10 protein-coding genes are annotated in these 11487 nt (G+C 37.0%); 3 read left to right on the top strand and 7 right to left on the bottom strand.

What is annotated here, in order from left to right; all coding sequences use genetic code 11:
* Positions 1 to 38 precede the first annotated feature (38 nt).
* Entirely contained in the window at positions 39 to 2651 is a 2613-nt protein-coding gene (locus DN064_RS02225) for a TonB-dependent receptor (RefSeq protein WP_115460974.1), read from the top strand.
* A gap of 63 nt (positions 2652 to 2714) precedes the next feature.
* Here the strand turns inward: DN064_RS02225 and gldD are convergent, their stop codons facing one another.
* The 4 genes from gldD to mutY all read right to left on the bottom strand — a co-directional run bounded on the left by gldD (position 2715) and on the right by mutY (position 6201).
* On the bottom strand, positions 2715 to 3296 hold the full coding sequence (gldD, locus tag DN064_RS02230; RefSeq protein WP_115460975.1) for a gliding motility lipoprotein GldD: 582 nt from the start codon (positions 3294 to 3296) through the stop codon (positions 2715 to 2717).
* Entirely contained in the window at positions 3293 to 4603 is a 1311-nt protein-coding gene (gldE, locus tag DN064_RS02235) for a gliding motility-associated protein GldE (protein WP_115460976.1), read from the bottom strand. Before gldE ends, gldD begins: the two co-directional genes overlap by 4 nt.
* 26 nt (positions 4604 to 4629) lie before the next feature.
* Positions 4630 to 5082, bottom strand: coding sequence for a single-stranded DNA-binding protein (locus tag DN064_RS02240; protein WP_115460977.1), 453 nt, complete (start codon positions 5080 to 5082; stop codon positions 4630 to 4632).
* 69 nt (positions 5083 to 5151) lie between these two features.
* Positions 5152 to 6201: an A/G-specific adenine glycosylase gene (mutY, locus tag DN064_RS02245; RefSeq protein WP_115460978.1), complete on the bottom strand. Its 1050-nt coding sequence runs from the start codon at positions 6199 to 6201 to the stop codon at positions 5152 to 5154.
* A 134-nt stretch (positions 6202 to 6335) separates the two neighbouring features.
* On the opposite strand from mutY, the gene DN064_RS02250 reads away from it, so the two are divergent.
* Positions 6336 to 6626 (top strand): HU family DNA-binding protein, encoded by a 291-nt coding sequence (locus DN064_RS02250; RefSeq protein WP_115460979.1) that lies wholly within the window; start codon positions 6336 to 6338, stop codon positions 6624 to 6626.
* Positions 6627 to 6926: 300 nt separating this feature from the next.
* A complete protein-coding gene (locus DN064_RS02255) occupies positions 6927 to 8471 on the top strand; it encodes an Rne/Rng family ribonuclease (RefSeq protein WP_115460980.1) in 1545 nt (514 codons plus the stop codon).
* A 60-nt stretch (positions 8472 to 8531) separates the two neighbouring features.
* On the opposite strand, the gene DN064_RS02260 is transcribed toward DN064_RS02255, so the two are convergent.
* The 3 genes from DN064_RS02260 to DN064_RS02270 form a co-directional block, all read right to left on the bottom strand.
* Positions 8532 to 9569, bottom strand: coding sequence for an aldo/keto reductase (locus tag DN064_RS02260; protein WP_115460981.1), 1038 nt, complete (start codon positions 9567 to 9569; stop codon positions 8532 to 8534).
* Between the two features lie 116 nt (positions 9570 to 9685).
* On the bottom strand, positions 9686 to 10645 hold the full coding sequence (locus tag DN064_RS02265; RefSeq protein ID WP_115460982.1) for an OmpA family protein: 960 nt from the start codon (positions 10643 to 10645) through the stop codon (positions 9686 to 9688).
* 21 nt (positions 10646 to 10666) lie between these two features.
* A complete protein-coding gene (locus tag DN064_RS02270) occupies positions 10667 to 11431 on the bottom strand; it encodes an exodeoxyribonuclease III (RefSeq protein WP_115460983.1) in 765 nt (254 codons plus the stop codon).
* Positions 11432 to 11487: the final 56 nt, after the last annotated feature.

Consider the following 11487-nt stretch of genomic DNA (forward strand, 5'->3'; position numbering starts at 1 on the left):
GCGTAATTTTGCCCTGATTAAACCAAATTAAATTAAGTATGAAAAAAATTACGCAACTAACCACGATGGCATTTATGATGTTGTTTACAACAGCCATATTTGCGCAGAGTGTTATTAAGGGGAAAGTGATGGACCCTGACTTAAATGCTCCGCTTCCAGGTGCCAATGTAATCGAAAAAGGTACTTCTAATGGAACTACTACAGACTTCGAAGGAAATTTTACATTGACTACTGAATCACCATCAGGTGAAATTGAAATCACTTATGTGGGTTTTGCCACTTTAGTCTTAGCCTTTAATGGTGATACTGACTTTGGAGAAATTAATCTGACTGTTGATAATTCCCTTGACGAGGTGGTTCTAATAGGTACAGGTGTAATTGACCTTGCTGAAGATAGAAATACGCCTGTGGCGGTTTCAACTATCAAAGGAAAGGATATTCAATTAAAAATTTCTGGTAATGCTGAATTTACTGAATCTATGAAGAATACACCTTCTGTTTATGTGTCTAATCAATCAGGAGGTTTTGGTGATAGCCGAATCTTCTTAAGAGGTTTTGATGATACAAATACAGCTTTCCTACTAAATGGTCAACCAATAAATTCACCAGAGGATGGGCGGATGTTCTGGTCTAACTGGGCAGGTATGGCAGACGTTGCAAATGCTGTTCAGGTGCAGAGAGGTTTAGGTTCTTCTAAACTTGCTATTTCCTCAGTAGGTGGTACGGTAAATATTGTTTCTAAGACGACAGATCAAAGACAAGGAGGTTTTGTACGTTTTATGGGTGGTAACGATAGCTTTGTTAAAGCTACAGTTGCCTATAACACAGGAACTAATGACAAAGGATGGGCTTTTTCTTTCTTAGTTGACCATTGGCAGGCTTTCAGAAAATATTCTGAGGGAACAGCTGGTCAAGGGCAAAACTATTTATTTTCTGTTGGATACAAGCCAAACGATAAGCACTCATTTAACTTCTTAATCACTGGTGCGCCACAGTGGCATGATCAACTCTTTTCTCAGGATTTAGAGGCTTACAGAGTTTATGGAGAAAAGCACAACCGTAATTCAGGTTTTAGAGATGGTTCACGTTTTACAGAAAGACGTAACTATTATCACAAGCCGGTAGCAAACTTAAACTGGGATTTTGACATCAATGATAAGTTAGATTTATCAACAGTTCTTTATGCCTCATGGGGACGTGGTGGAGGAACCGGTGGACTAGGTAGAGGTAGAGTTAGATATAATGACAACGATCCTTTAGCTGGAATCGACTTCGATCAAATTGTTGAAAATAACATCGCCACTGCAGATGAAAATGGATTTGGTAACTTTGGTGATTCTTATATTAGAAGATCTTCTGTTAACAACCACAACTGGTACGGTCTTTTATCTAACTTGAATTTCCAAGCTAATGAAAACTGGTCTTTTAACATTGGTGTAGATGGTCGTTTGTACAATGGTTTGCATTTTAGACAAGTAAACGATTTAATGGGACTCAATGGTTTCCTCGATAACTTTAGAACAGATCGTCCTGATGATTATGTCTTTACTAAGGAGTTTGCAGCTGATCCTTGGGCAGCCTTGTTCAGTTTTGCTGATGAAGCTAATAGAACACAGTTTGATTACGAAGAAAATATCAACTATATAGGAACGTTTGGTCAAGTTGAATTTACTACTAACAAGTTTTCAGTATTTGCTCAGGGAGCTGTATCTACGCAGTCTTATCAAAGAACAGGTAGGTTTACAGGACGAGAAGTTGATGGCATAAACGGTCTTGGTAAATCTGCTAAGGTTAATAAAACCGGATACCAGATAAAAGGTGGTGCAGCTTACAGATTTACACCTGAACACTCCATTTTTGCTAACGCAGGTAGATTCTCCAGACAGCCTTTCTTGGATAATATCTTTACGGATATTAGAAATTCTAATGCACTTGTTCAACCAGATATTGATAATGAGGAGATCACAGGATTTGAAGGTGGTTACCGATTTGTAGGTAATAGACTACGGGTTAACGTAGATGTGTACAGTACAGAATGGGGTAACAGATTTATCTCATTTGGTACAAGTCTTCCTAATGACGATTTTGGAATCTATAGATTTACTAATGTAACTCAGATTCACAATGGTTTTGAAATGGACTTTGAATATCGTGTACCTGAAATCAAATTTAGCTTTAGAGGTTATGCATCTTTAGGTAACTGGAAGTATGATGGAACAACTCCTTACACACTTCAAAATGATGATACTGGCGATTTTATTGAAAGCGGCACAATTAACTTAACTGGAGTGCAAATTGGGCAAGCAGCTCAGACGTCATTCGGTTTAGGTTTTATTGCTCAGGTTGCTGAAGGATTATCTTTTGACATGGACTGGAATGTCTATACAGACCTTTATGAGTTTGTTAATGTTGAGGATGCTATTGAAGCTGCTTTAATAGGAGAAGTATATCAACCTTTAAGATTAGATCCATATTCTTTATTTGATGCAGGTTTAACGTATAACTTTAATTTAAGTGGAAGTAAGCCTATAATTTTTAGAGTTAACTGTTTCAACTTATTGAATTCATCTTACATAAGTCAAACAAATAACTTTGGTTCTTATTTAGGAATCGGTAGAACTTGGAATGCTAGCTTAAGATATACATTCTAAGAAAAGAAAGTAATAAAAAAAAGCAGCCAACTGGCTGCTTTTTTTATGGTTTATATTTCACAACTATTCCTGCCATTGAAGACTCTCCATGATATGCTTGATATCGTTTTTGAGATAAACGGCAGCTGGATAAATAGAATCGTAATTTGGTTTAGTATAAAAATAAAGCGAGCCGCTCAAGAAATGCTTAAGACTGTCTGTAGCGTAGAACTGTGATTGAGATGCCGCATTGCCCCCAACTTCATAAAACATCCCATATACTCTATTGTCATCATTTTCAAAAAGGGAGCCTTCTATTTCGGCAGCTTTAATAGTATGCTTTTGAGTTAGATTCTGTGCATCACGCAATAATTCAATTAAATTATCTCTTACTGGCTTGTATGTGAGGTAAACGGTTCCTTTAAGATTGGGATAATCGATATTAACTCCAATAGAACCATCTTCAGCGTTATACTTAACCTCTTCTTCAATTTGCGAAATGCTATTTATATCAAAACTAAAAGGCAGCTGTTCTCTGGAACGCTCATAGTTTGGAACAGGGTAATCCAACCTTAGATAGGCCTTTGGTTTTGGCACGGGGTCATCTCCACATGCAGTAATAAATAAAGCTGCAAATAACAAGATTAATTGTCGTATGGTATTCATTTTAATATGGTCAGTTTAATCTGTTTTATTCGTCGTTTTTCTAAGGACTCTACAGTAAAAACGAAATTTTTAAAATTTATTTTACTCCCAATTCTTGGGAAACCTCCTGAAATCTCAAGTATAAATCCGGCAATGGTCTCAGCCTCGCCTTTTTTCTGTTCAAAATCATCTGAATCCTCAATTTCTATGATTTTATAGAGATCCTTAAGTGTAGTCTTTCCGTCAAACCGATAATTGGAGTCATCAATTTTGGTATAATTAAGATCGTCATCGTCGTATTCATCGCTAATATCACCAACAATTTCTTCAATGATATCCTCCAATGAGACTATTCCTGAGGTACCTCCATATTCATCTACTACAACCGCCAAATGCACTTTTCGTTTTTGAAATTCCTGCATTAAGTCATCAAGTTTTTTATTTTCAGGCACAAAGAACGGATCTCTTATGAGCTGTTGCCATTTAAAATTTGCTTCTTTAGAGATATAAGGAAGAAGATCTTTTGCGTACAGAATACCAATGACCTTATCAATGTTTTCTTCGTAAACTGGAATTCGAGAATAGCCCTTGTCGATTATTTGAGGGAGTATTTTTTCAAAACTTAAGGAACTGTCGAGAGCAAAAATATCCATTCGCGGACGCATGACTTGCTTGGTGTCAGTATTTCCAAACGACACTATACTTTCAAGAATCTTTTGCTCTTCATCGGTGGTGTCATCTTGGTTTGTTAGTTCAAGAGCTTGAGACAATTGATCAACGCTTAAGTTAGATTTCTTACTGCCCAGCTTACGCTCCAGTCTTAAAGTAATGTAGCGCATAGGTGTACTAAAGGGAGAAAAAATAGTATCCAAGACCTTTAAGGGCTTGGCCATGAATGAACTAAAGCGCACATTATTTCTACTTGCATAGATTTTTGGGATAATTTCACCAAACAACAATATTAAAAAGGTTACAGTTACTACTTCCACCAGAAACTTAACAAGTGGTGAGGGCATGGAACTAAATAAAAACTCCCCTAGATAGGCGAATAAAAGTACTATTGCAATATTGATAAAGTTGTTAGCAACCAAGATGGTAGCTAATAATTTTTTAGGCTTTTCTAATAAATCCGAAACAACCTGCATTTCATCAGATCCTTCTTCAATACCTTTATCAATCTCGGCCTTCGTTAATGAGAATAGTGCTACCTCTGCACCTGATATTAAAGCAGAACAAAATAATAGGGCAAGTAATAGGATGCCGCTAAAAATGGCTGAATCGCTTAGACCTAGTAAAAGAAGAATGGAATCTGGGGGCTCAATGTCCAAGGTTATAAGTTTAGTTGCTAATTAGATTAAAAAGGGAGGTCATCATCGCCCATTTGAGCCATTGGATCAGGTGTTTGGGTTTTTTCAGTTGTCGCTGGGCTTCCCATTTGGTTTTGAGATTGAGAATTGTTTCCCTGCTCATTTTTATTAGTTAAGAATGTAAAATCCGTACACTGAATTTCGGTTGAATAACGATCATTACCCTGGTCATCTTGCCATTTTCTTGTTTTTAAACGACCTTCAATGTATACTTTATCCCCTTTGGTAAGGTACTTTTCACATATTTCGGCTGCCTTGTTGCGCACAACAATATTATGCCATTCTGTATTGGTAACGCGTTCGTTAGTTTGTTTATTAGTGTAGGTTTCATTAGTAGCTAAGGGGAAACGGCCCACACAATTTTTATCGTCAAAATAATGAAGCTTTACTTCGTCACCCAAATGGCCTATGAGCATTACTTTATTGAGAGTTCCAGACATTGATATTTAGTTTAAATTAATTAGAAGTTGCTGTTAGTTGGATTATTAAAAATAATAAAAAAACAGACCTTATAGGCTTTTGGTTTTGAATTCGTTTATGAAATTTGCAATAAGAACTGGTACGGGATACTTATCGAGTTCATTCAAAGGAATGCCATTCATTATTTGATCATTAAGAGTAACGATCCAAAACTTGGTATATAGGTGTCTATGACTTAATTTGTGAACAATATCCTTCTCATTGAATAAATGGATGTCTACAACAGTACTAGCTACAAAACTTCTCTTTTCTAATAGAATTTGATAGTCATTTATATCAATGGCATGTGGGGTTTCGACGAGAGGGAATTGATATAGGTTTTGCCAAATACCTTTCGAAGTTCGCTTTTCTAAAGAAGTATTTCCAACAGGATCAAGAACAACCAAATAGTTAAAGTACTTTTTTTGAACTTTGTTTTTTTTGAGCTTAATAGGAAGCTGACTTACAGCATTTTCCTTTAAGGCTTTGCACGATCTAGCTAGGGGACAAATGCTGCAATCAGGATTTGTAGGCTTGCACTGAAGTGCACCAAATTCCATAAGAGCCTGATTGTAGTTGCCTGGATTATGGTTGACGACTAAAGATTGTGATAACTCTTTAAATCTTGATTGACCAATTGTGGAATTAATAGGTTCTGAAATTCCAAAATATCGCGATAAGACTCTAAAGACATTGCCATCGAGAACCGCTTTAACTTCATTAAACGCTATGGATGCTATGGCGCTCGCTGTATAATCACCAATGCCTTTTAAAGATACAAGTTGTTTGTAGTTATCAGGGAATACTCCGCCTAGTTCATTGGCCACATACTTAGCTGTGAAATGTAAATTGCGTGCACGCGAGTAGTATCCTAGTCCTTGCCAGTTTTTTAAGACCTCTTCCTCTTTGGCATTAGCCAAATCAAAAATTGTAGGATAAAGATTTACAAATCTTTCATAATAAGGTAAACCTTGCTTGACTTGCGTTTGTTGAAGCATGATCTCTGATAACCATATATAATAAGGGTCATTAGTTTGTCGCCAAGGTAAATCTCTCTTATGTATTGAATACCAGTTAATTAAGATCTTTTGAAAATTCATTCCTTTTTAGGATCAAATGAGCAAAATTAAACGTTTATACCGTTAAATTTTAATTAATTACGCTTGAAAAAATGAAATTAAATTCTATATATTTGCAACCCTTATAATTAATAGCAAACAAAAATTAAATTACAATGACGAAAGCAGATTTAGTAGCCAAAATTTCCGATAAACTAGGAATGGAAAAAGGAGATGTTCAGGCAACTGTAGAGTCTTTTATGAATGAAGTAAAAGCATCTTTAGAAAATGGAAACAATGTTTATTTAAGAGGATTTGGAAGCTTCATCATTAAAACCAGAGCTGAAAAGACTGGTAGAAACATTTCAAAAAACACAACAATTAAAATCCCTGCTCATAATATCCCAGCATTTAAACCTGCTAAGGTATTTTTAGAGGGTGTAAAATCTAACGTTGAGGTAAACTAACCTACACCAACACTAATTAAAAAAATACTTGTTTTATTATGCCAAGTGGTAAAAAAAGAAAGAGACATAAGGTAGCTACGCACAAGCGTAAAAAGCGTAGACGTGCCAACCGTCACAAAAAGAAATAAGTCGAAAAAGTAGTTCTTCAACTACTTTTTTCGATTTTAGAAAAACGTTCTTTGATATAGAAACTCTGCCGCAGGTGGAGCTTCGTTGGATTCCCGACATAAGTCGGGTCCTGTGTCAAAAATTTAATGTAATCCATCTAACTCAATTAAGAGCTAGATATAAATTGACGATATGAACAAGGAATTAATCGTAAGATCAAGTTCAGATGTTGTTGATTTTGCCTTATTAAAAGATGGAAAATTAATTGAATTACACAAAGACGAAGAAGATAACAAGTTTTCTGTTGGTGATATTTTTATCGCTAAGCTTAGAAAAGTTGTTCCAGGACTAAACGCCGCATTTGTTAATGTGGGTTATGAGAAAGATGCTTTTTTGCATTATCATGACCTTGGGCCACAGTTACCTTCGCTTTTGAAATTCATTAAACGTGTAAGCACAGGAAAATTAAAAGACTTTTCGCTTAAAGATTTTCCTTTTGAAAAAGATTTAGACAAGCATGGGGCAATTGCCAATGCTGTTAAATCCAATCAATCCATCCTAGTTCAGGTGGTTAAAGAACCCATCTCTACAAAAGGACCAAGGATAAGCTCAGAACTCTCAATTGCCGGACGATACATAGTACTGGTGCCTTTTTCGAAGCGTATATCTATTTCACAGAAAATAGAGTCATCTGAAGAAAAGGACCGTTTAAAACGTTTGGTAAGAAGTATTACTCCCAAAGGCTTTGGTGTTATAATCAGAACCGTCGCAGAAGGCAAAAAGGTTGCCGAGCTCGACGCTGATTTACAAAACCTTTTAAACCGCTGGAATGCGATGTGCAAGAAATTACATAAAGCACACCATCCTACTAAGGTGTTGGGAGAAGTTAATAAAGCTTCATCAATATTGAGAGATATTTTTAACGATTCGTTCACTGGAATTGTAGTAGATGATGAAGAACTCTACTTTCAGGTAAAGGAGTATTTACAGAAAATTGCTCCTAAAAAGGAAAGTATAGTAAAGTATTACAAAAATGGGGTTCCTATATTCGAGAAATATGGAATTGAGCGACAAATAAAAACCTCATTCGGGAGAACGGTCTCCATGGCAAAAGGTGCTTATCTTGTAATTGAGCATACAGAAGCCATGCACGTTGTAGACGTTAATAGTGGTAACCGTTCTAACAAAGAAAAAAATCAAGAGGACACAGCTCTAGAAGTCAATCTAATATCAGCATCTGAAATTGCACGCCAGCTCCGTTTAAGAGATATGGGTGGCATTATTGTAATTGATTTTATTGATATGGGTCGTGCCGAAAACAGAAAAGCCCTGTACAATCATCTTCGTGAAGAAATGAAAGATGACAAGGCAAAGCACAAAATATTACCGCCGAGTAAGTTTGGATTAGTACAGATCACCAGACAGCGCGTGAGGCCAGAACGTAATATTAAAACTAAAGAGCAAAACCCTAACCTTATTGGTGGTGACGAAATTGAGGCCCCAATTAAGGTGATAGAACGTATAGAGCAAGATCTTGAGCGCATGTATAAAAAGGATCATAATAAGGTGGTTTTAAATACACACCCCTTTATTGCAGCCTTTTTAACCAAAGGAGTTCCATCAATAAGATTTAAATGGTTCCTTAGTAATTTTAAATGGGTAAAGATTATACCCAGAGATGCTTACACTTATCTTGAATACCATTTTTTGGATAAAAATGGTGACAAAATCAAATAATATCTAATGTAAAAACCCCTTCCAAGCGGAAGGGGTTTTTTTATGTTTAAGGATGTTTTCTTAAGGTGCGGGGTTGGGAATGTCTGCATGTACGGCATTGATTTCAGCTAATACTTCGGGGCTTAAATCAATGGCGATGCTGTCAATATTCTCTTTTAACTGATCTAAATTAGTAGCACCAATAATATTACTGGTTACAAACGGGCGTCCCGTTACAAAGGCCAAGGACATCTGGGCTAGAGTCATACCATGTTTCTCTGCTATGGCCAAATAACGTTTAGTTGCTTCGGTAGAATTATCTCCACTATAGCGAGCAAACCTTGGAAACAGTTTTAGACGGGCATTATCTGCCGCAGTACCCTTAATATATTTTCCGGAGAGCACCCCAAAAGCCATTGGGGAATAGGCCAATAAACCAATATTTTCTCTCGCGGCTACTTCCGCCAGATCTCCTTCAAAGGTTCTATTCAAAAGTGAATAGGAATTTTGGATGGTGATCATTCTCGGTAAGGCATTTGTCTTGGATTCTTCCAAATACCTCATGGTGCCCCATGCCTTCTCGTTGGAAAGTCCTACCTGTCTTACCTTACCACTTTTAATGATTTCCTCCAGAGTTTGTAGGATTTCATTAAAGTTATCTGTCCATGGGTCATTAGGATTGTGTTTATAATCACGCATGCCGAAGGTATTGGTCTGGCGTTCCGGCCAGTGTAATTGGTATAAATCAATATAATCTGTTTGCAGTCGTTTTAAACTATTATCAACGGCTTCGTGAAGTGCTTCTTTACTAAATCCGGTGGTTCTAATATGCGCTGTATAGTCTCCGGGACCAGCTATCTTAGTAGCTAAAATTACTTTATCGCGATTTCCAGTTTTAGCAAACCAGTTTCCAATGATGCGCTCGGTATCAGCATAAGTAGCTGCGGTGGCAGGCACGGGATACAATTCAGCCACATCAAAAAAGTTAACTCCCATATCTAAAGCGAGGTCCATCTGGGCAAAACCTTCGTCCTGGGTGTTCTGGTTCCCCCAGGTCATCGTACCAAGGCAAATTTTACTTACTTCAATATCAGTGTTAGGTAGGGTGGTATATTTCATAATTAATCCCTGAGGCGGGCTTCTTTTTGGTTAAATGCAATTTTTAAGAATGTCAAAGATAAAAAAGACCTTCCACGATAGTGAAAGGCCTTTCTATAAAAGTATGTTAAGGATGCTTACATCTCATTGAGTAATTTGGTGATTTCATCAAGTTTAGGCGTTAATATCACTTCAATTCTACGGTTCTTTGCTTTGCCTTCACTAGTGTCGTTAGAAGCGATTGGGGCAAATTCTCCTCGTCCTGCGGCGGTTAAATTTTCTGGATTGATACCGTTATTTTCTCTTAGGATGTTAACAATAGCTGTAGCACGCTTGGTAGATAAATCCCAGTTACCGCTAATTTGCGAATTGCCTTTGTAGGGATCATCATCAGTATGGCCTTCAATTAATATGGAAATATCAGGATTGTCCGCTAGAACGCTACCTAGTTGTTGAACCGCCGTTCGTCCTTCAGATCCAACAGACCAGCTTCCTGATTTGAACAATAGTTTATTCTCCATAGAGATATACACTTTTCCATTGCGCTGCTCTACGGTAAGACCTTTGCCTTCAAATGCAGTCAATGCTTTGGAAATGGCATTTTTTAATTGTGTCATCTCGGCATCTTTTGAAGCGATAACACGTTCAAGTTCGGCAACGCGCTGCGATCTACTCTCCAATTCTTTTTGTAATCCATTGAGTCGTTCACTTTCGGCTGCAAGGGCCTGCTCTTTGGCTTCGAGCTGAGCTAGTAGTTCTCTATTTTTCTGAACATTTTCGGCAATGGCAGCCGAACTATTTTTTTCTAAGGCTTCATAGCTATCCTTTAAAGTTTTGAGGTTTGCCTTGGTTGCAGCCAAATCCGAAGATAGTTGATCACGCTCTGTAATTGCTTCTTCATAGGATCTTTTTAAAGCGTCATAATCGTTTTGCAGACTATTATTCGCAGTGGTCAATTCGCTTAGCTCATCATTAAGCCTCCTATTTTCCTTCTTAAGATTGGCGTATTTATCTTCAAGATCAGTATAGACCTTTTTAGATACACAAGAACTTAAAACTCCGGCTGATAGCAATAGTATTAAAATTCGTTTCATCATTTGTTTCGGTTAAGTTTATATTTAAATATGTTCTAGTTCTACCATTATTGGGCAGTGGTCACTATGCACTACTTCATTTAGGATAACGCTTCTACTTATATTTTCTTGTAGTGGTTGACTAACCATGGCATAATCAAGTCGCCAGCCTTTGTTATTTGCTCGTGCATTGGCTCTATAACTCCACCAGGAGTATTTCTGCATTTCAGGATGCAAGTACCTAAAACTGTCGATCATTCCCGAATTGATAAAATCGCTCAGCCATTCGCGTTCCTCCGGCAGGTACCCTGAGACCCCTTTCATTTTTGGATTATGAATATCTATTGGTTCGTGGCAAATATTATAATCTCCACAAACAACTAGATTAGGAACCGTCTGTCTAAGTTTTGAGATATATTCCAGGAACATGTCCATGTAATCAAATTTGTGTTGGAGGCGTGCGTCGTTCGTACCTGAAGGTAAATACAAACTCATGATAGAGACCTTATCAAAATCCACTCTTAAGTTTCTTCCTTCAAAATCCATAGAATCGATTCCAGTGCCATATTCTACATGATTAGGTTCAGTTTTGCTTAATATAGCCACACCACTATAACCTTTCTTTTGTGCACTAAACCAATAATGATATGGGTAACCAGCCTCTTCAAAAAGACTTAGATCTAGTTGTTCTTTGTTGGCTTTAATTTCCTGAAGGCAAATAACATCTGGATTTGCTGCTGTGAGCCAATCTATAAAACCCTTGTTAATGGCTGCTCTTATACCATTAACATTATAGGATGCAATTTTCATTAACGTTAATAATAAGGAAGTTAATTTTATTCTGTTACTGCAAGTAAAGCTAAAGT

It is taken from the genome of Winogradskyella aurantiaca (assembly GCF_003362725.1).
Lineage (GTDB): Bacteria > Bacteroidota > Bacteroidia > Flavobacteriales > Flavobacteriaceae > Winogradskyella_A > Winogradskyella_A aurantiaca.

What these genes read in the sequence shown, in the direction of transcription:
- DN064_RS02225 (WP_115460974.1), top strand. Translation starts at nt 39, where the DNA reads ATGAAAAAAATTACGCAACTAACCACGATGGCATTTATGATGTTGTTT.
- gldD (WP_115460975.1), bottom strand. Translation starts at nt 3,296, where the DNA reads ATGAATACCATACGACAATTAATCTTGTTATTTGCAGCTTTATTTATT.
- DN064_RS02240 (WP_115460977.1), bottom strand. Translation starts at nt 5,082, where the DNA reads ATGTCTGGAACTCTCAATAAAGTAATGCTCATAGGCCATTTGGGTGAC.
- mutY (WP_115460978.1), bottom strand. Translation starts at nt 6,201, where the DNA reads ATGAATTTTCAAAAGATCTTAATTAACTGGTATTCAATACATAAGAGA.
- DN064_RS02250 (WP_115460979.1), top strand. Translation starts at nt 6,336, where the DNA reads ATGACGAAAGCAGATTTAGTAGCCAAAATTTCCGATAAACTAGGAATG.
- DN064_RS02255 (WP_115460980.1), top strand. Translation starts at nt 6,927, where the DNA reads ATGAACAAGGAATTAATCGTAAGATCAAGTTCAGATGTTGTTGATTTT.
- DN064_RS02260 (WP_115460981.1), bottom strand. Translation starts at nt 9,569, where the DNA reads ATGAAATATACCACCCTACCTAACACTGATATTGAAGTAAGTAAAATT.
- DN064_RS02265 (WP_115460982.1), bottom strand. Translation starts at nt 10,645, where the DNA reads ATGATGAAACGAATTTTAATACTATTGCTATCAGCCGGAGTTTTAAGT.
- DN064_RS02270 (WP_115460983.1), bottom strand. Translation starts at nt 11,431, where the DNA reads ATGAAAATTGCATCCTATAATGTTAATGGTATAAGAGCAGCCATTAAC.